The organism is Streptomyces sp. NPDC031670 (genome assembly GCF_055580545.1).
Genome location: NZ_JBVILC010000019.1, coordinates 20,177 through 42,390, shown reverse-complemented (window position 1 = coordinate 42,390; position 22,214 = coordinate 20,177). Strand labels below are relative to the sequence as shown.

23 protein-coding genes and 1 pseudogene are annotated in these 22,214 nt (G+C 70.2%); 5 read left to right on the top strand and 19 right to left on the bottom strand.

Annotated elements, in window-relative coordinates; all coding sequences use genetic code 11:
* Positions 1 to 282 precede the first annotated feature (282 nt).
* Complete coding sequence (locus ACZ5ID_RS28735; RefSeq protein WP_468903560.1) at positions 283 to 1,209, top strand: NADP-dependent oxidoreductase; 927 nt, start codon at positions 283 to 285, stop codon at positions 1,207 to 1,209.
* Between the two features lie 179 nt (positions 1,210 to 1,388).
* Positions 1,389 to 2,333, top strand: coding sequence for a hypothetical protein (locus ACZ5ID_RS28730; protein WP_468903558.1), 945 nt, complete (start codon positions 1,389 to 1,391; stop codon positions 2,331 to 2,333).
* Positions 2,334 to 2,385: 52 nt separating this feature from the next.
* Here ACZ5ID_RS28730 and hypE read toward each other — a convergent pair whose 3' ends face one another.
* From hypE to ACZ5ID_RS28655, 15 genes are all read right to left on the bottom strand, one after another.
* Positions 2,386 to 3,459, bottom strand: coding sequence for a hydrogenase expression/formation protein HypE (hypE, locus tag ACZ5ID_RS28725; RefSeq protein WP_468903556.1), 1,074 nt, complete (start codon positions 3,457 to 3,459; stop codon positions 2,386 to 2,388).
* Positions 3,452 to 4,576, bottom strand: coding sequence for a hydrogenase formation protein HypD (hypD, locus tag ACZ5ID_RS28720; RefSeq protein WP_468903554.1), 1,125 nt, complete (start codon positions 4,574 to 4,576; stop codon positions 3,452 to 3,454). Before hypD ends, hypE begins: the two co-directional genes overlap by 8 nt.
* Positions 4,573 to 4,893, bottom strand: coding sequence for a HypC/HybG/HupF family hydrogenase formation chaperone (locus ACZ5ID_RS28715; protein ID WP_358812587.1), 321 nt, complete (start codon positions 4,891 to 4,893; stop codon positions 4,573 to 4,575). The genes hypD and ACZ5ID_RS28715 overlap by 4 nt, the downstream gene beginning before the upstream one ends.
* Before the next feature lie 52 nt (positions 4,894 to 4,945).
* Positions 4,946 to 7,276, bottom strand: coding sequence for a carbamoyltransferase HypF (hypF, locus tag ACZ5ID_RS28710; RefSeq protein WP_468903696.1), 2,331 nt, complete (start codon positions 7,274 to 7,276; stop codon positions 4,946 to 4,948).
* 53 nt (positions 7,277 to 7,329) lie between these two features.
* Positions 7,330 to 8,160 (bottom strand): hydrogenase nickel incorporation protein HypB, encoded by an 831-nt coding sequence (gene hypB / locus ACZ5ID_RS28705; protein WP_468903551.1) that lies wholly within the window; start codon positions 8,158 to 8,160, stop codon positions 7,330 to 7,332.
* Positions 8,161 to 8,163: 3 nt separating this feature from the next.
* Positions 8,164 to 8,559: a hydrogenase maturation nickel metallochaperone HypA gene (hypA, locus tag ACZ5ID_RS28700; RefSeq protein WP_389890828.1), complete on the bottom strand. Its 396-nt coding sequence runs from the start codon at positions 8,557 to 8,559 to the stop codon at positions 8,164 to 8,166.
* Between the two features lie 140 nt (positions 8,560 to 8,699).
* A complete protein-coding gene (locus tag ACZ5ID_RS28695; protein WP_468903548.1) occupies positions 8,700 to 8,807 on the bottom strand; it encodes a DUF6893 family small protein in 108 nt (35 codons plus the stop codon).
* Between the two features lie 25 nt (positions 8,808 to 8,832).
* Complete coding sequence (locus tag ACZ5ID_RS28690; RefSeq protein WP_468903546.1) at positions 8,833 to 9,366, bottom strand: hydrogenase maturation protease; 534 nt, start codon at positions 9,364 to 9,366, stop codon at positions 8,833 to 8,835.
* Positions 9,363 to 10,811 carry a hypothetical protein gene (locus ACZ5ID_RS28685; RefSeq protein ID WP_468903544.1) on the bottom strand — a complete coding sequence of 483 codons (1,449 nt, stop codon included), beginning with the start codon at positions 10,809 to 10,811 and terminating at the stop codon, positions 9,363 to 9,365. The genes ACZ5ID_RS28690 and ACZ5ID_RS28685 overlap by 4 nt, the downstream gene beginning before the upstream one ends.
* A complete protein-coding gene (locus ACZ5ID_RS28680) occupies positions 10,808 to 11,515 on the bottom strand; it encodes a DUF6084 family protein (RefSeq protein WP_468903541.1) in 708 nt (235 codons plus the stop codon). The genes ACZ5ID_RS28685 and ACZ5ID_RS28680 overlap by 4 nt, the downstream gene beginning before the upstream one ends.
* Positions 11,512 to 12,180, bottom strand: coding sequence for a DUF5947 family protein (locus ACZ5ID_RS28675; RefSeq protein ID WP_468903539.1), 669 nt, complete (start codon positions 12,178 to 12,180; stop codon positions 11,512 to 11,514). Before ACZ5ID_RS28675 ends, ACZ5ID_RS28680 begins: the two co-directional genes overlap by 4 nt.
* On the bottom strand, positions 12,177 to 12,782 hold the full coding sequence (locus tag ACZ5ID_RS28670) for a hypothetical protein (protein ID WP_468903537.1): 606 nt from the start codon (positions 12,780 to 12,782) through the stop codon (positions 12,177 to 12,179). The genes ACZ5ID_RS28675 and ACZ5ID_RS28670 overlap by 4 nt, the downstream gene beginning before the upstream one ends.
* On the bottom strand, positions 12,779 to 14,563 hold the full coding sequence (locus ACZ5ID_RS28665; protein ID WP_468903534.1) for a nickel-dependent hydrogenase large subunit: 1,785 nt from the start codon (positions 14,561 to 14,563) through the stop codon (positions 12,779 to 12,781). The genes ACZ5ID_RS28670 and ACZ5ID_RS28665 overlap by 4 nt, the downstream gene beginning before the upstream one ends.
* Before the next feature lie 138 nt (positions 14,564 to 14,701).
* Positions 14,702 to 15,790 carry an NADH-quinone oxidoreductase subunit B family protein gene (locus ACZ5ID_RS28660; RefSeq protein WP_468903532.1) on the bottom strand — a complete coding sequence of 363 codons (1,089 nt, stop codon included), beginning with the start codon at positions 15,788 to 15,790 and terminating at the stop codon, positions 14,702 to 14,704.
* Between the two features lie 117 nt (positions 15,791 to 15,907).
* Positions 15,908 to 17,647, bottom strand: a complete 1,740-nt coding sequence (locus tag ACZ5ID_RS28655) for a hydrogenase maturation protein (protein WP_468903694.1) — start codon at positions 17,645 to 17,647, stop codon at positions 15,908 to 15,910.
* 352 nt (positions 17,648 to 17,999) lie between these two features.
* On the opposite strand from ACZ5ID_RS28655, the pseudogene ACZ5ID_RS28650 reads away from it, so the two are divergent.
* Positions 18,000 to 18,116, top strand: a pseudogene (locus tag ACZ5ID_RS28650) (tyrosine-type recombinase/integrase); the annotation flags it as partial.
* Between the two features lie 270 nt (positions 18,117 to 18,386).
* Here the strand turns inward: ACZ5ID_RS28650 and ACZ5ID_RS28645 are convergent.
* Genes ACZ5ID_RS28645 through ACZ5ID_RS28630 form a run of 4 tightly spaced genes read right to left on the bottom strand, consistent with a single transcriptional unit; the run spans position 18,387 to position 21,017 of the window.
* Positions 18,387 to 19,082, bottom strand: coding sequence for an HAD-IC family P-type ATPase (locus ACZ5ID_RS28645; RefSeq protein ID WP_468903530.1), 696 nt, complete (start codon positions 19,080 to 19,082; stop codon positions 18,387 to 18,389).
* 5 nt (positions 19,083 to 19,087) lie between these two features.
* A complete protein-coding gene (locus ACZ5ID_RS28640) occupies positions 19,088 to 19,249 on the bottom strand; it encodes a cation-transporting P-type ATPase (protein ID WP_468903528.1) in 162 nt (53 codons plus the stop codon).
* An 8-nt stretch (positions 19,250 to 19,257) separates the two neighbouring features.
* On the bottom strand, positions 19,258 to 20,118 hold the full coding sequence (locus ACZ5ID_RS28635) for a universal stress protein (RefSeq protein ID WP_468903526.1): 861 nt from the start codon (positions 20,116 to 20,118) through the stop codon (positions 19,258 to 19,260).
* Positions 20,115 to 21,017 carry a universal stress protein gene (locus tag ACZ5ID_RS28630; RefSeq protein ID WP_468903524.1) on the bottom strand — a complete coding sequence of 301 codons (903 nt, stop codon included), beginning with the start codon at positions 21,015 to 21,017 and terminating at the stop codon, positions 20,115 to 20,117. Before ACZ5ID_RS28630 ends, ACZ5ID_RS28635 begins: the two co-directional genes overlap by 4 nt.
* Positions 21,018 to 21,313: 296 nt before the next feature.
* Between ACZ5ID_RS28630 and ACZ5ID_RS28625 the strand changes: the two genes are divergently transcribed.
* Positions 21,314 to 21,568, top strand: coding sequence for a CBS domain-containing protein (locus tag ACZ5ID_RS28625; protein WP_468903522.1), 255 nt, complete (start codon positions 21,314 to 21,316; stop codon positions 21,566 to 21,568).
* Positions 21,569 to 21,641: 73 nt separating this feature from the next.
* Positions 21,642 to 21,968: a hypothetical protein gene (locus ACZ5ID_RS28620; protein WP_468903520.1), complete on the top strand. Its 327-nt coding sequence runs from the start codon at positions 21,642 to 21,644 to the stop codon at positions 21,966 to 21,968.
* The last annotated feature ends 246 nt before the right edge of the window (positions 21,969 to 22,214 follow it).

The following is a 22,214-nucleotide window of genomic DNA, read 5'->3' as shown; positions in this document are numbered from 1 at the left end:
GTGGCCCGCAGCGATCTCCCGGCTCACCGTCGACCACATCGCGGAGATGGACGAAACCGTCCGTATCCGCCTCCGCGCCGTCCCCGTCGGGCTCCCCGCACCCGTCGCTGAACTGGCCCTCCGGCAGGCAGGCCGAGACTCGCCGAAGCCATGCCTTCTTCGGCCGGACAGACTCCGCTGGTTTTCATGCCGCCCCGGCGGAATGAGAAACCGGTCGTCCAGGTTCCAATGACAGCCTGCCGGGACCTGCCCGGTCACGGCACCTTCAGAGAGGACGTAGAGATGCGTGCTGTCATCGTGTCCGAATATGGTGGCTCCGACGTGCTCCGCGTCGCCGAAGTGCCAGTCCCTGAGCCAGGTGACGGTCAGATCCGCATCCTGGTCGCGGCGGCCTCCTTGAATCCCGCCGACGCCTTGATCCGCTCCGGCGCCCTGGCCTCCCGCGTCCCCGCAAAGGACTACTACATTCCGGGTCTCGATGTCGCGGGCACCGTCGACGCCCTGGGCTGCGGTGTCCGCGGCTTCACGGTTGGCGACGCCGTGATCGGCCTGTCCGACTGGCCAGAGACCCAGGCGGGCACGCATGCCGAGTACGTCGTCCTGCCCGCCACAGCGGTCGCCGCCGCGCCCCGGCACGCAACGCCGGTCGAGGCGGCGACACTCCCACTGAACGGACTCACTGCCTGGCAGGCCCTGGATCTGCTCGGCGCGGCCGACGGTGCCACGGTGGCGATCACCGGTGCGGCGGGCGCCGTGGGCGGTTACCTTGTCGAACTCGCGGTCACGCGCGGTCTGCAGGTCGTCGCCGTCGCCGGGCCGCAGGACGAGGAACTTGTGCGCAAGTTCGGGGCCGACATCTTCGTTCCGCGCTCCGAGGACCCCACCGCGGCGATCCGCGCAGCCGTTCCCCGCAGAGTCGACGGACTGATCGATGCAGCCGCCTTGGGAGGGTCAGTGATCGGTGCAGTGCGAGACGGCGGCGCGTTTGTCAGTGTTCGCGGCGCGGGTCCAGAAGCGGAGCGCGGGATCCGGATTTCGCAGGTCCAGGTACACAGCGACGCGGTGCGGCTCGCCGAGTTGGCCGCGCTTGCGGACGCGGGCGGTCTCACCCTGCGGGTGGACCGGACGATGCCGTTCGCGCAAGCCGCCGCGGCCCACGACGCCCTGGCCTTCGGCGGCCTGCGCGGGCGCATCGTACTCATGCCCTGATCAGCTGATCCGGGCCGCGGCCGGCCCGGGTAGGCACGCCACGGGCTGGCCTCAAGTGCTGCCCCGCCTCCAAGGCGATCCCGCGGCAGCCGGAACAAAGCGCGGCACAGCAACGTTTTCGCAGCTCAAGCGGGCCTCGGATCGCTGACGGTCAGCACACTGTCAGCAAGGCCGCCTCGGTGAACCAGGCGAAGAGCGAGCGCGTCGAGAAGTACGGTCAGATGCGGTTCCGGGAGTACACCGCCGAGGGCAAGGCCTGCCGGCGTCACCTTGCTGCGGCGTCGCCCAGCCACCTCGACTCGCTCCTCCAGCACCACCTCTTCCCTGCCGTCGCAACCCGTCGGATGAACACGTTCGACCACAAGGTGGTGGACGGCTTCATCCGGACGATGGAATGCAACGGCATGGGTCTCGCAGCCCAGTCGAATGCCTACGACACGCTGAAGTCGATACTCCTCGACGCACATCGCCTGGGGTCCTTCGGCGGCACCACCCTGGGCGTCAAGCCGCTTCAGTACGACCCCAGCCTGCCGTCATCCCCTCCTCGGCGCAGCTCCAGGCTCAGCGCCGGCCACGCCTACCGCCCGGACCTCCCCCGCTCTCCCCTCATCGGCCCGGCGGCAGGACCGTGCCCCATATGGCCATTTTCCGCACAAGTTGGGAGAATCGCTCTATTCATGGGATGGCGCGCGTACCCGTCGGCCATCACCGTCACAGGACAGGCAGGCCACGTTATGGCGAAGAAGCCGGAGTCGTCCCAGCCGTCACACGGCAAGGGGCCGAGCAGGCACCAGGGCAAGCACCAGCACGGCTGGGCACCGGATGTGGACGAGACGCGCCAGCAGGACAACCCGAGCGCGCACCGTTCGTTCCATCCGGACGAGTACGCCCCTGAGAAGGGCCCGGGCCGGAAGACCTCCCGGGAGGAGAAGAAGCCGGTCCCGGGTGACACCGTCGAGAGCGTCAGCGACCGGGGGGAGGACCACGCCATGGCGAAGGACGAGGAAGGCATGCACGACCGGGGACGCAAGGGCCGCTCCCGGCGCCCCAGCGGCAGCAAGGACGCCTCCGCCTTCACAGGCGTGGACCCGCAGGACCCGCCCGACAAGCACAAGCGGGGTTAGAACAGCCCGGCTCGCGCCACCGCGCCCCCGCGGCGGCGCGGTCAGGCGGCGGTCAGCAGATCCGGGGCAGCTGCTCCCCCATCGGCAGGTCGACCACGCGTGTGCCCCCGAGGGCCGTGCGGGCCACCACCATGCCGGGGTGTGCCTCCACCGCCTCACCGATCACCGTCGCCGCCGCGCCCAGGGGGTGCGCGCGCATCGCGTCCAGAACCGCGTCCGCGTGTTCGCGGGGAACGAACGCGACCAGCTTGCCCTCGTTGGCCACGTACAGCGGATCCAGACCCAGGATGGCACAGGCATTGGCCACGGTCGGCGGGACAGGAACACTGCGTTCCTGGATGACCACACCGGTGCCGGAAGCAGCCGCGATCTCGTTGAGCGCGGCGGCCAGGCCACCGCGGGTGGGATCCCGCAGGACGCGCAGGTCCGTGGTGACCGCCAGCATGGCCTCGACGAGTCCACCGAGGGCCGCGCAGTCGCTCTCGATCTCGACGCCGAACTCCAGGCCCTCGCGCACACTCATGATCGTCACGCCGTGGACGCCGATGTCACCGCTGACGATCACCACGTCGCCGGGGACGACACGCTGGGGCCTCAGGTCGACCCCTGCCGGGATGAGACCGATCCCGGAGGTGTTGATGTAGATGCCGTCCCCGTGACCGGCTTCCACGACCTTGGTGTCGCCGGTCGCGACTTCCACCCCCGCTGCCCGCGCAGCCGCCCCCATGGCCTCGGCCACGCGTCCCACCAGGGCGACCTCGACACCCTCCTCCAAGATGAATCCGCAGGACAGGTACGCGGCCCGGGCGCCGCTCATGGCCAGGTCGTTGACGGTGCCGTTGACGGCGAGGTCACCGATGCTCCCGCCGGGGAAGAACAGTGGCCGAACCACGAAGGAGTCGGTGGAGAAGGCCAGTCGGGCTCCGCCGAGCGACACGGCGGCGGAGTCGCCCAGCTGAGCCAGGACCGCTCCGCCGAAGGCGGGCGCGAAGATGTGCTGCACCAATTCGGCGGAGAGTGCACCGCCGCCCCCGTGGCCCATCACCACACGGGGATGGTCGCGCAGCGGAGCCGGACAGGTCCAGGCGGTGAGGTCCGGCACACGGAGCTCGGTGATGTCAGGCAACGGGGCTCGCCTCCAGGGGGGCGGTGGTGGTGTCGAGACGCCGGTAGAGGTAGTACGCGGCACACGCCCCCTCGCTGGAGACCATGGTGGCCCCCAGCGGGCTGCGGGGAGTGCAGGTGGTACCGAACGCCTCGCACTCGTTCGGCTTCAGCAGGCCTTGCAGCACCTCGCCACTACGGCACTCGGCCGGCTCCTGGGTGTGGATGCCGGTCACCGAGAAGCGGTACTCGGCGTCGTAGTCCCGGTAGCGGGGGGACAGCCGCCAGCCGCTGTCGGGGATCACTCCGATACCGCGCCAGGCCCGGTCGGTGACCTCGAACACGTCCTCCAGCATGGCCAGGGCGGAGGGGTTCCCTTCGGGCCGGACCGCACGCGAGTAGGCGTTCTCGACCGTGTGCTCGCCGCGCTCCAGCTGCCGTACGGTCCGGCGTACGCCTTCCAGGATGTCCAGCGGCTCGAATCCGGTGACCACGATGGGGACGCGGTACCGGTCGGCCAGCGCAGGGTACTCACCGACGCCCATGACGCTGCAGACGTGTCCGGCCGCGAGGAAGGCCTGGACCCGGCAGTCCGGGGACTGCATGATCGCCTCGATCGCCGGAGGGACCCGCACGTGGGACACCAGCAGGCTGAAGTTCCCGATGCCCAGCCGGCGAGCTTGGTGGACCGTCATGGCGTTGGGCGGCGCGGTGGTTTCGAAGCCGATACCGAAGAACACCACCTCGCGGTCCGGGTTCTCCCGGGCGATCCGCAAGGCGTCGAGTGGGGAGTACACCACCCGTACGTCGCCTCCCTCACCGCGGACCTGGAACAGGTCGCGGCCGGTGCCGGGCACGCGGAGCATGTCCCCGAACGAACAGAAGATCACCTCGGGGCGGGAGGCGATCTCCAGCGCCTTGTCGATGACCTCCAGCGGAGTGACACACACAGGGCAGCCCGGCCCGTGGATCAACTCCACCAGATCGGGGAGAAGCTGGTCGATGCCGTGCCGGATGATCGTGTGCGTCTGTCCCCCGCACACCTCCATGAGGGCCCATGGTCTGGTCACCGTGGAATGGATGTCGTCGAGCAGGCGCTGGGCCAGGTCGGGGTTCTGGAACTCGTCGATGTACTTCACTTCTGGGCCTCCTGCGGTGCTTCACTTCCATCGGGCCACTGGGCTCCGCCCGCCTCCGCGGCCAGTTCCCACGGGTCTGCGAACTCCTCCTGGAGCATCCCGAGAGTCGCGAAGAGGTCGAGCGTCTGCCTCGCCGACTGCTCGTCCAGGCGCTGGAGGGCGAACCCGACGTGCACGATGGCGTACTCGCCGACCTGGAGGTCCGGCAGGTATTCCAGGCACACCTCCTTCACGACGCCGCCGAAGTCGACGGTGGCCATACGAGTGCCGTCACGAACCTCGATGTCCATCACTTTCCCGGGTACCGCCAGGCACATGGGGGTTTCTCCTCGCTGTGGTGGTCCGTGCCCCCGCCTTGCGGGTGGGGCGTCAGTCGGCGGTTCTGTGTCCGGCGATCACCAGCTGGCCGAGCGCCAGTCCCCCGTCGTTCGGCGGCACCTGGTGGTGGCGCAGCACCGTGAAACCGTCCTTCCGCAGCGCCTCGGCGCAGGCCGAGGAGAGCAGAACGTTGGCGAACACGCCGCCGGTCAGGGCGACACTGTCCAGCCCGTGCCGCTCGCGGGCCACGACGCAGGTGCGGTGGACGAGGGCGGCGACCGCACGGTGGAAGCGTGCCGCGACGAGTGCCGGAGGGACACCGGCGCGTACGTCATCCACGATCGCCGCCATGACAGGCGCGGGGTCGGCGGTCCACGTGGCCCCGACGGCCCTTTCAGGGGGTCGGAGGGCGAACGCGTAGCCGGTACGGCCGTCCGCGGCGGTCTTGGCGGTGAGCGCCGCGGCCTCCAGTTCGACGGCGGCCTGCGCCTCGTATCCGGCCCGGTGGCACACCCCCGCGAGCGAGGAAACGGCGTCGAAGAGCCGGCCCATGCTGGAGGTGGGTGTGCAGTTCAGGTCCCGCTCCATCTGGGCTTCCAGCACCCGCCTTTCGTCGGGTGGGCAGACCGCTACGCAGGGCAGGTCGTCCGTCCAGGCGATGCCGGCCGCGCGCAGGTGGGCCAGTGCCATGCGGTAGGGCCGGTGCACGGCGGCGTCGCCGCCGGGCAGCGGGACATAGGCGAGGTGGGCGAACCGGGTGAAACCGTCGTAGTCGGCGAGCAGGAACTCCCCGCCCCACACTGCCCCGTCGTCGCCGTATCCGGTGCCGTCGAAGGCGACGCCGATCACCTGGTGGGTGCCGTCCAGTCCGTGTTCGGCCATTGCCGCCGCGACGTGGGCGTGATGGTGCTGCACCCGCACGAGCGGCCGGCCGGCCGCCTGCCGCTCGGCCCATTGGCCGGAGCGGTAGCCGGGGTGTCGGTCGGCGGCCAGCGCCAGGGGTTCCACCCCCGTGATCGACTCCAGCTGCCGCTCGGCGCGCTCGAAGGCGTACTGCGTGGCGAGGTCGTCCATGTCCCCGATGTGGGCGGACAGCCAGGCCCGGCGCCCGTCGGCCAGGCCGAACGCGTTCTTCAGGTCTCCCCCGACCGCGAGGGTCGGCCTGACGGGCACCGGCAGGACGATCGGCAGGGGGGCGTAGCCGCGTGACCGGCGCAGGATCATCCGTTCTCCGTCGCACACCCGCACCAGGGAGTCGTCGCACGGCACCTGGATCGGGCGGTCGTGCGTGAGCCAGGCGTCGGCCAGGTGAGCCAGCCGCTCCAGTGCCTCGGCGTCGTCGGTGACGATGGGTTCGCCGGCCGTGTTCCCGCTGGTCATGACGAGCAGGCGTGGCCCGGCGGGGTCTGTGGGCAAGCCGAGCAGCAGGTGGTGCAGGGGTGTGTACGGGAGCATGACACCCAGGTCCGGACTGCCGGGCGCGACCGCGTCCGACACTCCTGGGGCCCCGACCCGCGGTGGCGGCGCCGCCCGGCGCCGCAACAGGACGATGGGCCGCACCCCGCCGGTCAGCAGTACGCGCTCCGCAGGGCCGATGTGCACGAGGTGCTCGATATCGGCGGTGTCGCGGGCCATGAGGGCGAAGGGCTTGTCGCCGCGGGCCTTACGGCGGCGCAGCAGGGCCACGGCTTCGGCATGGGAGGCGTCGCATGCCAGGTGGTAGCCGCCGAGGCCCTTGACGGCGAGGATGGCGCCGTCGGCCAGGAGCCTGCGGGCCTCCGCGACGGGGTCCGCGACGGGCACCTCACTGGGGGTGCCACCCCCGGCGGTGCGCAGCAGACGCAGGCGGGGCCCGCAGTCGGGGCAGGCGACGGGCTGCGCGTGGAACCGGCGGTCGGCCGGATCGGCGTACTCGCGGGCGCAGTCGGGACACATCGGGAAGCCGGCCATGGTGGTGTGGGACCGGTCGTACGGCAGGCCGGTGACGATGGTGAAGCGCGGACCGCAGTGCGTGCAGGTGATGAACGGGTGGCGGTGGCGCCGGTCGGCCGGATCGCCCAGTTCAGCGAGGCATGCAGCGCAGGTGGCCACGTCCGGCGAAACCAGCGTGCGCCCCCGTCCCTCAGACCGGGAGGCGATGATGGTGAACCCCGCACCGCCGGAGGCGGGAACGTCCTGGTGGTCGACGGACTCCACCACGGCCAGCGGGGGGGCTTCCGCGGCGATCCGGTCGCAGAACAGTGCCACAGCGGACGGCGCCCCCTCGACCTCCGCCACCACGCCTTCAGCGGTGTTGCTCACGTGGCCGGACAGCTCCATGGCCGTGGCCAGGCTGTACAGGAACGGTCGGAAGCCCACGCCTTGTACGACACCCCGGACCATGACCCGGCGGCGCTGTGGCGCGGGGGCGTCAACCGTGCCCGGGTGCGGAGCGTTCACGCCCGGGGCCGGGCGGCGGGGCCGGCGGATGCCGCGTACGCGGACTGCCGGGGATCATCCGCACGGTCGTGGGGGTGGGGATGGGTGTGCGAACCGTTCATCTGCCGGGAGCCGTCCCCGTGGTGGTGGTGATCGCGGTTCTGCCGGCCCATGACCGGTTCGTGTGCCGGCTCTCCGTCCGCCACCGCCATCGCCCGGTCGAGCAGCACGCCCACCCCTTCGCCCCGGCGGGCGGAGGTCAGGACCACCTCCACTCCGGGGTTGACCTGCTCGACGTGGGCGCGGAACGCCGGCTCGTCGAACCCGACGGCATCGGCGATGTCGGTCTTGGTGACCACCACGAGCTGGGCGAGCCCGAAGGCGGTCGGGTACTTCAGCGGTTTGTCCTCGCCTTCGGTGACCGAAGCGAGTACGACCCGCAAGGCCTCACCGAGGTCGTAGGTGGCGGGGCAGACCAGGTTCCCGACGTTCTCCACGAACACCAGCCGGGTGGTTTCCGGCAGCCATCCCTCGAGATGCCGGCCCAGCATGTCCGCCTCGAGGTGGCACAGTCCGTCGGTGAGGACCTGCTTGACGGGAACGCCGGAGCGGGCCAGGCGCCTGGCGTCGTTCTCCGTGGCGAGATCGGCGGTCAGCGCGGCGACCGGCACTCCTCGCTCACGTGCGAGGAGGAGTTCGCGTTCCAGCAGGGCCGTCTTCCCGCTCCCGGGGCTGGACAGCAGGTTGACCACGGTGGTGCCCCGGGCCGCCAGTCCGGTGCGCAGCGCATGGGCGGCGGCCTCGTTCTTGGCGAGGACCGCCTGTTGCAGGTCGACGACTCGGCACATGGTTCAGCGCTCCTCGGAGATGGGTTCTCGGGTGCGGTCACGGGCCGGACCGTCTTCCCACTGCACACTGGCGATCTGCAGCTCACGGCCGGAGAGAAGCTCGGCTGTCGCCTGACCGCACGCCGGGCAGCACAGTTGCGGAGGCGCACCGACCGCCCATTCGTCCACGCACGTCGCGCAGCGGGCGCGGCCGGGCACGGATTCGGCGATCAGTTCGGCGCCTTCCAGGACGGTCCCCGCGCAGGCGAGCTCGAAGCAGAAGGCCAGTGCGTCCGGGACGACCCCGGCCAGCTCACCCACCTGGAGCCGCACGGAGGTGACGGCGGTGACGCCGCCGGCTTTGGCTGCCGCCTCCTCCACCTGGCCGACGACGGCCATCGCGATGGACATCTCGTGCATCAGTCTCCGTCCTGGCGGAGGCCGGCCGGTAAGGGTGTGGCCGGTCCGCTGGGCACCATTACACGGCGGGCTGCGGGGGCGGGCTCCGTGGCTCGCCGATGCCGCGCCCCGCGTGCCCCCGTTCGGTGCAGCCGGCCGCGTCACATCCTGCGGATGCGCAGGTAGCGCCTGACGTCGGGCAGGATCTGCCTGACCAGGGCGAGGAGGACGGTGGCGGCGACGGCGCTGCCGATCATGGACTTCTTCATGGTGTGCTCCTCATGTCCCGGCCGGTCAGGCCACGGCACTGTGTGCGGACGCTTCATGGGTGCTCTGGCGTACGAGGTCGAGGACGCATCGAACCGCCTCGGGTACGGCGGCGGCCACCTCGGGGCTGAGGCCGATCCCCTCCTCGACGGATGCGGGTTCGCATCCCACCACCAGCGTGCGCCGCGGCGGCGTCGCACCGGTTCCGGCACACAGGGTGTCCAGCAGGGCCAGGACCGCGTCGGGCGACATGTGGTGCCCGTCGAGCACGGCCCCCTCGGGCTCGATGCCGCCCGCCGTTCCCGCGTCGATGAGGTACACGGTCCCCGGGTCGCCGCCGCGCGCCGTGGCGTCGACGAGGATGAGCGTGTCGTATCCGTCGAGCAGTTGGTACGCGAGGTGTACGCCCCGTACTCCGATGTCCACGACCTCGACGTGTTCGGGGAGCTGGTGCCCGGCCAGGGCGCGCACCGTCTCCACGCCGAAGCCGTCGTCACCGAGGAAGATATTGCCGACTCCGGCGACCAGGATCCGGCCGTTGCCGGGCGAGGCGGGGTTCACGCGTCCTCCGGGAGTGCTACTTCGTCGGGTTGGAAGTACAGGAACCGTCCCTGTTCGCGGCGGATGTCCGCGCCGGGATCGCCTTCGACGGTCACGGCGAGGTGCACTCCCCCGTCCACGTCGTGGAGTACGGCCTCGACCCGGGCGCTGCGCCCGTGCAGGAACAGGTCCTGCGCGTCGGTGCGGCGCAGGCCGGGACGCAGCAGCACGCGGCTGCCGGCGGCGACCGGGCGGCCGTCGACCAGGACCTGGTCGGTGGCCGGGTCGAGACCGGCGTCGCCCGCGGGGTCCCACCAGGGCGTGCCGGGACGGGAGACACCAGGCGCGTCGAACGGGTCGGGCGGGATGGGCGGCCCCGTCCCGCAGAGACCGGACGGGCCCGGTTCGGTGATCTCGCGCAGGGCGCGGACCGCTCCGTGGAGTCGTTCCAGGACCTCGGGCGGCATGGAGTCGGCCAGGTCGATCACGGCGGCGGCCTTCGCGTCGGTCCCGCGGGCCTCGCGCTTCTCCTGATCGGTCAGGGCCGCGGTGCGCAGGGCGAGGATCTCGTCGATCTCGGTCGCGTCGTAGAGCGCCCCCGGGCTTTCCGGGGCGATGGCGGGGTGGTCCTCCAGAATGATCGGGGAGGACAGCACCACGTCGGCGCGGCCGGGCTCGCCGGCCAGCACCGGCCAGGTGTTCCGGTTCCGGCAGGACGCCACCGCGCCCTTGGCCCACTCCGGCGGGTCCGTCATCGAGACGAACGAGCCGGTGTCGAGGCAGAGCATGAGGTGCGTGGAGACGAGCGAATGAGGCAGTGCGGCGTCGCGGTCGCCGCTCCCGTCGGCCGGGGCCCACGTGCTGGTGTTCTCCACCACGGCCGTCAGCCGCATCACCCGGTAGGGGCCGTCGAGTTCGCTCGCGGACATGCGTACGACGCCGACGGCCTCGTCGTACCGGCGGACCAGCCGGCCCACCAGCGTGCCGTCCGTGTCGTGAACCGGTTCGGTGTCTTCACCGGCGGGCCGGGTGAAGGGGACGACGATCCCGTCTCCGGTCAGCTCGGCCACGGTCGCGACGATCTCGACGCGTTCTTCGGTGCCTTCGTCCCAGGGGACCAGGACGCGGTCGTGGAGGTGCAGTTCCGGCACCGTTGCGAACGTACCGTCCGGCCGGGCCTCTTGGACGGTGCGCCGCTGGGCGCGCAGGAACCGCACCTCGGCCGCCAGCGTGGCGCCCGCTCTGGGTTCCATCAGGCATTCGGTGCGCTGGAAGGCGTGTTCCTCACGGTCGGCGCCCCAGGCGGGCGGTACGAGCACTCCGAACTGCCAGCGCAGCCGGTTCTTGGCCGCCGAGGCACGGTAGGGATAGAGCACATAGCCTTCGAAGAGGACGGCGTCGGCCACCTGCCGCGCGGTGGCGAAACGGGACTCCACCTCGGGGCTGAACACGGCCGCCGTGGTCATGTCGCCGTCCTCTCGGTGACGCGCGACGGTACGGCACCGGAACTGGGCAGGCTACGGGCCGGCGTCCGGGGAACCGCCGGGGCGGCCTCGTCCAGGAGTGCCCGAAGGGTGGCCTCCCACGAGGGCAGCGCCCGGTGCGAGCGGAACGCGAGAAGGGCATCCATGGTGTCGCGGGGCAGACGGATCCAGCCGCAGCCGGGAAAGTGCTGTTCGAGCATCTCCCGCCATACCTCCACGGGCATCCGGTAGGTAGCTTCGCGGTCCCAGGGCACCGGCTCGACGCGGAACCCGCCGGCGCCGGTGAAGGCCGTTCCCGAGAAGAGCATGAGCAGCGGCACCTCGCCGCCCGAGAGGGCCTCGGCATACCTGGTCGCGGCGATGTCCATGTCGTAGGTGCAGGGCACGACGAGGTCGATTTCCGTCTCCCCGGTGAAGCTGGGAGACATGAGGGAGACCTGCGCGAACTGCACCGGCTGGAGCGTGGTGCCCCAGCGGGAGCGCTCGCCGAACAGGTCGGCCAGCTTGCCCGCCTCCTGCTCCTCGTAACGGCGGCGGGCCGGTTCGATGCGGATCTGGCAGCGGAGCGCTAGGGCGTGCACCCGGGTCTCGTCTGACGCGGTGACGTGCAGCCGGAAGACCAGGGTGGGGCCGGCGGCGTAGGGGTCGGCGCGGACTCCGGTGCAGGTGAAGGAGAGCTCGGTCATGGCCTGCTTCCTTCGGTGAGCGCCCGGGCCCGCTGCCCGACGTGCGCGAAGAACACCTGCAGAGCGGCCCGTGCCTCGGCTCCGCCATCGAACCCCTGCCACAGCAGGCGCATTCGGCCCACCAGTTCGTAGCAGACGTCGATCGGCACCAGGTAGCACTCCGTGCGGCCTTCCTTGCGGCGCAGCAGCAGCGCCTCCACATCCGGTTCGAGCATGCCGGCCAGCCGGCTGGTGCCGAGTACGGTCTGCCAGGTCGCCGGGTCGAGTTCGCTTTCCGTGGCGCCGGCCGGGCTGGGGTAGAGCGCGACCAGCCGGTCCAGTGCGGCGTTGCGGAAGAAGAAGGCGACCCCGACCGGAATCTGCAGGAGGTCCCAGGCAGCGGCGTCGAAGGCGTGGCCCGGGTCGGCCAGATAGCGGTCCGGGACCGTGCGATAGCGGCCACCGCCGGCGCCGGGCTGTGCGAAGAGCAGGGAGCACGGGGTACAGGCACAGGCCAGGGAGCGCCTCTCGGTGTCCACGAGGTGGCGGTGGTTGTCGTCCGGGACCGCCACTCCACACAATTCGCACCGTTCCGGCTGCGGCGCACGCGGTCCCGCGAACCGGCGCAACCCCCGCGTCCGCGCGCCGGGTGCCGGGTGCTGTGGCCGGGCCTGCGGCGCACTCACGGCGCCGTCGCCGGAGCCGACCGGCCCGCTGCGCCCGTGGGCGGACGCGTGCCGATCTGGAGCAGCGCCGGCTCGTGGGAGGACGGGGCCTCTTCCAGTTCCACGTGGCTCACCTCCGGGGCGAAGCAGGCCAGCAAGTCCTCCACGGCCTGCCGGGGCGACGAACCCGTGCTGGGGCAGCCGCAGCCTGAGCCGCCGCCGGATGGGGCGGTCGAGCGCAGCCGCAGGGTGCCGGTCGCTTCGTCGAATTCGAGGAGTTCGAGCTCCACACCATGCCCCTGAACGCTCTCCAGGGCGCGGGAGATCCGCGCCGAGGTGTTCTCGGGGTGGACGTCGTGCAGGACAAGCAGACTGGCGACCAGTTCGTCGCCGAGCAGCCCGCTCAGCGGGCCGCCCTGCGCCCTGCGCGCCGCGGGGGCCTGCAGCAGTGTGACGATCCGGGCGAGGCCCGCGGCGTAGAAGTCCATCAGGACCCGGACCAGTTCCTCGGCCGCCGCAGCCGCCGCGGGGTCTCCGGCGGCGGTCAGCCGGTCGAGGATCTCTTCGACGCGCCGCCCGGCCTCCTCCGCGCTCGGAGACCGCGGAGCCTCGGTCGCGCTCATCCGGCCAGGCCGCTCAGGCCGGTCGGCATGTGCATCTTCTGCACGGTCTTGCCGCCGCCCACGTACATGTGGACGCCGCAGGGCAGGCAGGGGTCGAAGCTGCGGACGGCGCGCATGATGTCGATGCCCTTGAAGTTCTCCGGCGGGTTCTCCTCGAAGATGGGCGTGTTCTGCACGGCGTCCTCGTAGGGCCCAGGGGTTCCATAGGTGTCGCGGGTGCTGGCGTTCCACGGGGTCGGCGGGTAGGGGTGGTAGTTGGCGATCTTGCCGTCGCGGATCACCATGTGGTGCGAGAGGACACCGCGTACCGCCTCGGTGAAGCCGACGCCCAGGCCCTCGTCCGGTACCTCGAACTTCTCCCAGGTCTGGGTGCGTCCGGCGCGCACCTCCGCCAGACCCTGCTCCGCGCAGTGCAACGCGATGGCCGCGGCGTATGCCTGGAAGTACGTGCGGGCACGGTTGCGTTCCAGCGCGTTGCTCCACTTCGGGATCTTCCACTCGAAGCGGGTCTCGGGCTTGGTCATGGTGCGGGGCAGGGTGATGACGACGCTGTGCCCGGTGGCCTTGACATAGCCTACGTCGACGAGGCCCGACAGGGCGGTCGACCACAGGCGGGCGATGGGGCCGCCTCCGGTGTCAAGAGCGAGGTAGTCCTTGCCGTCGAACCAGCGCGGCGACATCACCCAGCTGTAGTTGCCGTTGAAGTCCCGCTTCTGGGGGGCCGGGATCGTGTGCTGGTTCCACGGGTGGCGAGGGTCGACGGGATTGCCGAGCGGGTCGTGCGTGACGAACTGCTCCTTCCCGGCCCAGTCCTCGTAGTACGAGCTGCCCAGGAGGATGCGGATGCCGAGGTTGATCTCGGTGAGGTCGTTGGTGACCAGCTTGCCGTCCACGACGATGCCCGGGGTGACGAACATCTTCCGTCCCCAGTCGGTCATGTTGGCGTACGTGAAGTCGCAGTACTCGGGGTCGTTGAGGGCGCCCCAGCAGCCGAGCAGCACGCGCCGGCGGCCGACCTCCTCGTACCCGGGAAGGGCTTCGTAGAAGAAGTCGAAGAGGTCGTCGTGGAGCGGGACGACGCGCTTCATGAACTCGACGTAACGCATGAGGCGGCTGAGGTAGTCAGTGAAGAGCTGGACGGACGCGATGGTGCCCACGCCGCCCGGGTAGAGGGTGGAGGGGTGCACGTGGCGGCCCTCCATCAGGCAGAACATCTCCCGCGTGTACCGGCTGACTTGCAGCGCTTCGCGGTAGAACTCGCCCTCGATGGGATTGAGGGAGCGCATGATGTCGGCGATGGTCTTGTAGCCGTGGTCGCCGGCGTGCGGGGCCTCGGTGCGCTCGGCCAGTTCCAGGACCCCCGGGTTGGTCTCGCGGACCATCTTCTCGCAGTAGTCGACCCCGACCAGGTTCTCCTGGAAGATGTTGTGGTCGAACATGTACTCGGCGGACTCACCGAGATTGATGATCCACTCGGCGAGGTGCGGGGGCTTGACGCCGTAGGCCATGTTCTGCGCGTACACCGAGCAGGTGGCGTGGTTGTCGCCGCAGATGCCGCAGATGCGGCTGGTGATGAAGTGCGCGTCACGGGGGTCCTTGCCGCGCATGAAGACGCTGTAGCCGCGGAAGACCGACGAGGTGCTGTAGCACTCCGCCACCCGCTTCTGCTTGAAGTCGATCTTCGTGTGGATGCCGAGACTGCCCACGATCCGGGTGATCGGATCCCAGGCCATCTCCACCAGGCCACTGCCGTCGTCGCCGGTCTTCGTCGTCGGTGCCATCGTCTGCGCAGCGCCCTTCTTCAAGACTTCGTTACGGAGGGGGGTCGGATCAGGACGGGATGATCAGCCGGGGCCGGCCGGGTCCGCAGCTGAGGTGGGGCCGGGGTGGTGGTGTGCGCGTCGCGCGTCCGGGGCCGGTCACCAGGGCGGCCGGTAGCCGGTCGTCAGCTCGTCTCCCGCGTGACGCCACTTCGGCTCCTTGTCCACGGTCCTGGCCGTGACGGAGCGGAGTTTGCGGACGACGGCTCCGTACGCACCGCTGGCCGCGCTGGAGACCTTGCCGCCGGGCGGCTCGTCCATGAACGGCATGAACTTGTCGGGGAAACCCGGCATGGTGCAGGCGATGCAGATGCCGCCGACGTTGGGGCAGCCGCCGATGCCGTTCATCCACCCGCGCTTGGGCACGTTGCACTTGACGACGGGCCCCCAGCAGCCCAGCTTGACAAGGCACTTGGGCGAGTCGTACGTGGTGGCGAACTGGCCCTGCTCGTAGTAGCCGGCCCGGTCGCACCCTTCGTGCACCGTGGCCCCGAACAGCCACGTCGGACGCAGCTTGTCGTCCAGCGGAATCATCGGGGCGGATCCCGCGGCCTGGTAGAGGAGGTAGGTGAGGGTCTCGGAGAAGTTGTCGGGCTGGATCGGGCAGCCCGGTACGCACACGATCGGGATGCCGGCCTTCGACTTCCAGTCCCAGCCCAGGTAGTCGGGTACCCCCATGGCACCGGTCGGGTTGCCCGCCATCGCGTGGATGCCGCCGTACGTGGCACAGGTTCCGATGGCGACGACCGCCAACGCCTTGGGTGCCAGGCGGTCGATCCACTCGCTGGTCGTGATCGGCTGGCCGGTCTCCGGGTTGTCGCCGAACCCGCACCAGTACCCCTCCGGCTTGATCGACTCATTGGGAATGGATCCCTCGACGACCAGCACGAACGGGTCGATCTCACCGCGCTCGCCTTTGAAGAACCACTCGATGAACGTGTCCGCCCCACCCACCGGTCCGCACTCGAAGTCGATAAGAGGCCAGTGGACCGCGATCTTCGGCAAGCCGGGCAGCACGCCGAGCACGATCTCCTCGATGCTCGGCTGCATCGCGGCCGTCAGGGCTACCGAATCGCCATCGCAACTCAGCCCCGCGTTGATCCAGAGGATGTGGATCGGGGACTCGTCCCCCTCGGGGGTGCTGGGGACGGTCTCGGACGGGGCCGGGGTCGGCGTTGCTGCATCCATGGGGCCAAGCCTCCTACGGGGAGGAATACGACGAAGCGGTTCATATTCCCTTCGCATTTCTTGATAGCAGGCAGCCGGTCACCCCGCGACAGCGCCGGGGGCGGATCCGGTACCGCCTCAGCGTGAGGACGCCTGGGGCGCCGCCCTCCTCCCGGGGAGGGCCACGCCGATGTGGGGCGGCGTCCGGGCCGCGGGGTACTTGCATACGAAGGCCCTGCGCAGCGAGTGGTAAGGGGCGTCCGGGTCCGAGAAAGTACGGAGCATGTGGGCCAGTTCCTCCTCCCGGTAGGAGGCCAGCGGCTTGGCCGCCTCGCGCCGCTCCCGTTGGGCCTTCTTGGCTGCGATACGCGCCTGCGTCGCGGCTGAGGACGCGAGCTGAGCGGCCAGGCGGCCGGTCTCGGCGGCAAAGTCCTGTGGCCCGCATTCGACCATACGGTCCACCAGGCCGAGCCCCAGTCCGGCTGCGGCGCTCACCGGGAGGGCCTCCCGCATGAGCCTGTCGGCCACCGCGGGGCCCACCCGGCCGGGCAGCGTGTAAGTCCAGTACTCGGAGCCGTACAGGCCCATCAGGCGGTAGTGCGGGTTCAGCACCGCGCCCCGCCTGCACCACACCTCATCCGCAGCCAGGGCCAGCATCACCCCACCTGCGGCCGCATTGCCGCCCACTGCGGACACCACCAGCCGATCGGTGGTCGTCAGAACGGCCTCCACCAGGTCGTCCATGGCGTTGATGTTGGCCCAGGACTCCGCGCCGGGGTCGTCGGCGGCCTCGATCACGTTCAGATGGATTCCATTGGAAAAGAAGTCCCGGCTGCCACCGAGGACCAGCACAGAGGTGGGCCGGGAGCAGGCCATCCGGTAGGCGCACAGCAGACGGCGGCAGTGCGAGGTGCTCATGGCGCCGCCGGGGAAGGAGAAGGAGAGGAAGCCGACGGGGCCGTCCTCCCGGTAGCGAATGTCGGCCCAGGTTCGGAGGGAGGCGTCCGCGTCCGGCGGAGCGGGGTGTTCGCGCAGCCTGGGCAGGCTGTCGCCCAGGGCCAGAACGGCGGGGAGCTTGAACGTGGCCGGTCCCCCGGGTACGCGCCGGGGCCGCAGCTCGGGGATCCACACGGCGCCATCGGCGGTGGCCCGGCAGATCGCCCCCGACCTGGTGGCCAGCAGCTCCCCCGGGCGGCCACGCAGTCCGTCCTCCGGGTGACCGCCGTGCAAATACCACTCCTTGCCCAGCAGTTCATCCAGCACACCGGGGAACGAGTCGGCCGCGCGTAGTTTGCGGACGACGACCTCGGTGGCATCCGACTCCCAGCGGATGCGGCGCAGCCCCTGGTCGAAGTAGGCCCGACTGCGGGCGACGCCCTCTTCCCCTCCGCCGGTCTGAGGCTGAGGCTGAGGCGAGAACGTACCCGAGGCGAAGCGTTCGACGGCCAGGAGGATCGCGGCCAGCGCGGCGTCGGACACCTCGTTGCGGTACAGGTCCCCCTTGCCCACGGGCGGCACCGGGCAGGCGACCGACGCCCAGACGTCGCCTGCGTCCATTTCGGCATTGGCCTGTAGGACGGTCACGCCCCACCGGCTCACCTTCTCGTGGATCGCCCAATCCAGGGAGGACGGTCCGCGGTCACCGACGGGGCCCGGGTGAACGATGAGGCACGTGTACGCCTCCCATACCTCTGGCGGGATGGCACTCTTCAACATGGGCGCCACGACGAGATCGGGCTGGTGGCGGGAGACGGCGTCCCACAGGGGCACGTCCTGGAGGGCCAGCTCCACGGTCACGCTGTGCCCGTGGTCGCGCAGTTCCGCGTGAGCCCGTTGCGTCAGGCTGTTGAACGCGCTCGCGATGAGCATGATGTGCATCGGCAGGCTCCCGGTGACCGGCGGTTTCACGGCCAGGACGAGACCGGACCTGCTGGTGATGCTCAAGCACGCACGACGCGGCGGCGGCGAAGCCGGACCGGGGGGTCACCCGGAAGTGGGCATCCTGGCCGCCAGTCGCAGGCGTCGCGGGGGATTCTCCGCAGCGGCTACAGTGCGCGCCGGCTGACAAGACGCCCCGGGTCACCAAAGTCATCATTGGGTCAGCATCGGTCCCTGGCAAAGCCCACCCCACCTGGTCACACCTGGGGAACCTCGGGCGCTCGAAGAGCACCTCCAAGAGCCCCCTCACTCCCGCCCGCCGGAACGTTCTCCGCAGGAGATTCGGCCTCATGTCGCTGAGTGGATGGGGCACAAAAGCATCGAGATCACGTTCAAGACCTACCGACACGTCATGCCTGGCACCCTAGGACAAGCCGCCAAGCTCCTCGGCGTTGGTCTGGCGGCTTGATCCACGGACTGTGCGGCACCGGCACGGAGGCAGGCAGGGTGAACGAGAACTCCCCCGGCACTGTGGAGCAGGGATCGAGTTCGTCGGAAGTCGGCCGTCTGCCTTCCACTCGCACGTCGCCTTCCGGTTCGTAGCCGACACCGAAGAAGTCAAACGTGACGCGTGGCGTCCACACATGCTGGACGACCATGCGCCCCTCGGTGAGGGTGCCGGTCTTGTCCGTGGCCAGGACAGTCACCGAGCCCAGCGTCTCCACGGCGGGAAGCCGCCTCACCAGAGCATGCCGCTCCGCCATCCACCGCGCGCGCAATGCCAGGGACAGGGTGACCAGGCCGGTAGGGATTCGGGGACAGCCGCCACCGCGAGGCTGACAACCGTCACGGCCATCGTGCCAGCCGCCAGGCCTCGCGCGAGGCCGAGTACGAACACGACCAGGCAGAGGGCCAGGGTGACTGCGGCGAGGACACGGCCCAGGGCTCCGAGGCGGCGCTGCAATGGCGTCGGCTCACGCCTGCCATCGAGCAGGGCGGCGATGCAGCCGAGCGCGCTGTCAGCTCCCGTGGCCGTCACCATTGCCGCGCCTCGCCCCCGGACGACGACCGTCCCGGCGCTCAACCGGACGCCGGGGGCTTTGTCCACGGCCACCGATTCGCCGGTGAGCACGGACTCGTCGACCAACAAGGCAGAGGCTTCAGCGAGTTCGGCGTCGGCCGCGACGATGTCGCCTTCGCCGAGGAGGAGTACACCACCGGGAACGACTTCTGCGGCTGGAACCTCCCCCGGGGAGGAGTCACGCAGGACCCGCGCGTTGGGTGCGGAGAGGGCGGACAGGGCGGCCACGGCGTTGTCGGCCCGGATCTCCTGCGCGACGCCAACGGTGGTGGTCACCACGATCACCAGCGCGATGACCACCGCGTTGGCACGGTCGCCGATCGCGAGGGTCAGCACGACGGCTCCCAGCAGCACAAGGATCAGTGCATCCCCGCGAGCACTCCGGCATACAGCGGAACGGTCCTGGCGGCCGCCACCTCGTTGCGGCCGTGCGCGGCGAGCCGACGCGCCGCCTCCGCCTCCGTCAGACCCCTGTGGGGTCCTGCGGGAGCGGACGCCTGCTGAGCGGCGGACGTCGTCACGACCGTCCTCACACGACAGGAACCGTGATCACCGGGCAGTGCGCCCGGTGCAGTAGCCCATGGACGACCGATCCGAGCCGCATACCGGTGTAGCCACCCCGGCCTCGCCGGCCCACGACCACCGCAAGTGCGTGCTCGGCGGCACCGGCCAGCTCCTCCACCGGGTGCCCGATGTGTATCTCGTGCGTCAACACGACGTCCGGGTACTTCGGCGACCAGCCTGCCGTCGTCTCCGACAACATCCGTCGCTGCGCCTGGAGCGCAACCTCCTCGTCACGGAGCAGGAAGACCGGAGCCTGCCACACGGAAACGGCACGCAGCTTGGCTCCTCTGAGATCTGCCTCCTCGAACGCCAGCGCCAGCGCCGCCTTCGATGATTCGCTACCGTCGATGCCCACCACCAGGTAGGGCGGCTGCTGCGTGACGTGCTCGGCGTCGCCCACGACGACGACCGGACACTGCGCTTGCGCGGTGACGGGGACTACGAGCGAGCCGGCGCTGAGGAACTCGGTGGTACGGCTCAGGTGGCGTGAACCGAGGACGATCATGCGGGCCTGCTTGGACAGTCGGCCTATCGCCGGAGCGGGGAACCCGTCGACCAGGTCCGCGACCGGTTCGACTTCCGGGTGGCGCTCCCTGCTCCAGGCGGCAGCGGCGCTGAGGGTTTCCGAGGCGGCCTGGTGCAGGGCCATGCTGCGGGGCGTGTCGTCGACGTGCTGAGTGTCGTGCTGCGAAGGTACGGCGACGACGAGCCGCAGTCCGATCCGGCGTCGGCCGGCCTCGTCCACCGCCCAGGCCAGGGGAAGACGCCAGTCCCCGGCCGGGTCGAGACCGACGACGATCTTCTCGTGGGTGCCCCGGGCCGTCACGACTCGCTCCCGTGCTCCTGGCTGTGGCGCGGAATGAGCTGCACGGGACAGTTCGCGTGGTGGACCAGGGTGTGCGTGACCCGCCCGAGGGTTGGCCCGAGGTAGCTGGGTGACCGCCGGCCGCCCATCACCAGCAGGTCCGCCCCGGGCGACGCCTCGACCAGGACACTGGCCACGGACACGCTCTTCTCGGCGTCCACGTGCACGGTCATGTCTGGGAACTCCTCGCGGATCCGATCCCCCACTGCGTTCAGGTGATGGACCTGCTCGCCGGCGATTTGGTCCACGTCGTCGAGCATGGTCGCGACCATGCCGACGGACTGCAGGATGTTCCACACGTGCAGCAGCCGCAGTGAGCCCTTGCGGAGCTCGGCTTCCCGTGCGGCGTACCGTGCGGATTCGAGGTCGTGTTCGTCGCGGACGGCAGCGAGCACCACACCGGTCTCGGTGCCGTTGCCGGTGCCTCTGACGATGATGACGGTCGTATTCGCACCCGCGGCGACCTTCAGCCCGACCGAGCCGAGCATGAGTGAGCTGAATCCGCCCGCGCCGCGGTTGCCGACCACGATGGTGCCGTGAAGGCCCGCGGACCGGTGGAGGCTCGGGACGGGTGCCCTGCGGCTGAACTCGGTGTTGACCTTCAGGCTGGGAAACTGCTCCGCCACCGCGGTGGCGGTGGCGTCCAGCAGTTCACGGCCCGCCTGGCGGACCTGCTCGATGGTCTCGGCCGAGACGTAGAGCACCCGGCCGTCCGTATCGGACCCGTACACGATGTGCAGCGGACGCTCGCGGCGCGCGGCCTCGGTCGCTGCCCACAGAGCTGCCTGGCGGGCCGGCTCGGAGCCGTCGACGCCGACTACGACGGAGCCGAGTCCCGGGCCGCTCGTGGTGCCTTCCATGGTTCCTCCTCAAAACGCCGCCAAGGGTCCGCCTCTCACGCTGGCACAGCGGGATCCTGCAGCGAGAGGACCGCTCAGGTCCCCGAATGGGGCAAAAGGTCCCGGTTCATGCAGGAAAGAGGCGCCCGCATGCGTGGGGGCAGGTCCGATCGGTCCCGGCTTCGGACCATTCGGCCCTCCTCCTCTCGTAGGGGTCGGTGGATCGTAGGTTCTCAAGCGACCCCCGGCCTTTACGTCCGCGCGGATCGCTGGGACGCCGGGAGGTGCCTCATGAAGCACATCAGGTGGGAGAGCTGATGACCGGCGAAGTCGTCTCGGTCGTCACCTCTACCTCTTTCAAGGATGTCGCGAAGTTGCTCGCTCAGCACGACATCAGCGGACTGCCGGTCCTCGACGAAGAGGACCGGGTACTGGGCGCCATCTCCGAGAGCGACCTGCTCGTCCGGCAAACGGCGGAGCATCCGCTGATGAGCGATGTGCCTGGCGGCCGAGGGACGTTCCCATCTGAGGTGTCCTTCACCGCTGGTGAGGCCATGCCGCGCCGACAGTGACAGTCCACGCGGAGGAGACCGCGGCAGGCGCCGCCCGCCTGATGGCCCACCGAGCATCGAGCGGCTGCCGGTCGTGGACGAGGACGACCGCCTCGTCGGCATCGTCACCCGTCGTGATCTCCTCATGCTCGTTCTGCGACCGGACGCGGAGATACGGCGCCGCGTGGTCGAGGAGATACTCACGGACACGATGGGGCTGGGCGCGGACGCAGTCGCCGTCCAGTCCTGGACGGCATTGTCACACTGGACGGCCAGCTGGAAAGAGAGCCACCTTCCAGTCCTGGTCCGCCTCACTGGTCAGCTCGAGGGCGCGGTCGGCGTCGTCGGCCGACTGACCGCTCGCGTCAATGACTCCCCGCTAACTACCCCGCCACGCAGCCCCCTTGGGATGCCCTGGTGATCGTGGGGGCCGAGCCTGGACCGTGCGGGGGACGCCTGGAGCCCGCGCAGCCACGTTTGCCGCTGGCACAGAGCGTGACGGTGTCTGCTTGAAGATCCCAAGGCAAGGCGAGGAACCGGTCATGGACAACCTGATCATCCGCAAAGAGCCCAGACCGGACGCCGTCTTCATGCTCCAGGACTACGAGCGTGCCCGCGCGGAATTCACCTGGGACGGGGCTCGATCCTGGCTGTCCGGGCTGCCCGG

Excerpts from the sequence above, each read along its gene's own strand:
- ACZ5ID_RS28660 (WP_468903532.1), bottom strand. The coding sequence starts at position 15,790 with ATGGATGCAGCAACGCCGACCCCGGCCCCGTCCGAGACCGTCCCCAGC.
- ACZ5ID_RS28685 (WP_468903544.1), bottom strand. The coding sequence starts at position 10,811 with ATGACCACGGCGGCCGTGTTCAGCCCCGAGGTGGAGTCCCGTTTCGCC.
- hypF (WP_468903696.1), bottom strand. The coding sequence starts at position 7,276 with ATGGTCCGGGGTGTCGTACAAGGCGTGGGCTTCCGACCGTTCCTGTAC.
- ACZ5ID_RS28670 (WP_468903537.1), bottom strand. The coding sequence starts at position 12,782 with ATGAGCGCGACCGAGGCTCCGCGGTCTCCGAGCGCGGAGGAGGCCGGG.
- ACZ5ID_RS28665 (WP_468903534.1), bottom strand. The coding sequence starts at position 14,563 with ATGGCACCGACGACGAAGACCGGCGACGACGGCAGTGGCCTGGTGGAG.
- ACZ5ID_RS28695 (WP_468903548.1), bottom strand. The coding sequence starts at position 8,807 with ATGAAGAAGTCCATGATCGGCAGCGCCGTCGCCGCCACCGTCCTCCTC.
- ACZ5ID_RS28735 (WP_468903560.1), top strand. The coding sequence starts at position 283 with ATGCGTGCTGTCATCGTGTCCGAATATGGTGGCTCCGACGTGCTCCGC.
- hypA (WP_389890828.1), bottom strand. The coding sequence starts at position 8,559 with ATGCACGAGATGTCCATCGCGATGGCCGTCGTCGGCCAGGTGGAGGAG.
- ACZ5ID_RS28630 (WP_468903524.1), bottom strand. The coding sequence starts at position 21,017 with ATGGAAGGCACCACGAGCGGCCCGGGACTCGGCTCCGTCGTAGTCGGC.
- ACZ5ID_RS28655 (WP_468903694.1), bottom strand. The coding sequence starts at position 17,647 with ATGCACATCATGCTCATCGCGAGCGCGTTCAACAGCCTGACGCAACGG.
- hypB (WP_468903551.1), bottom strand. The coding sequence starts at position 8,160 with ATGTGCCGAGTCGTCGACCTGCAACAGGCGGTCCTCGCCAAGAACGAG.
- ACZ5ID_RS28680 (WP_468903541.1), bottom strand. The coding sequence starts at position 11,515 with ATGACCGAGCTCTCCTTCACCTGCACCGGAGTCCGCGCCGACCCCTAC.
- ACZ5ID_RS28715 (WP_358812587.1), bottom strand. The coding sequence starts at position 4,893 with ATGTGCCTGGCGGTACCCGGGAAAGTGATGGACATCGAGGTTCGTGAC.
- ACZ5ID_RS28625 (WP_468903522.1), top strand. The coding sequence starts at position 21,314 with ATGACCGGCGAAGTCGTCTCGGTCGTCACCTCTACCTCTTTCAAGGAT.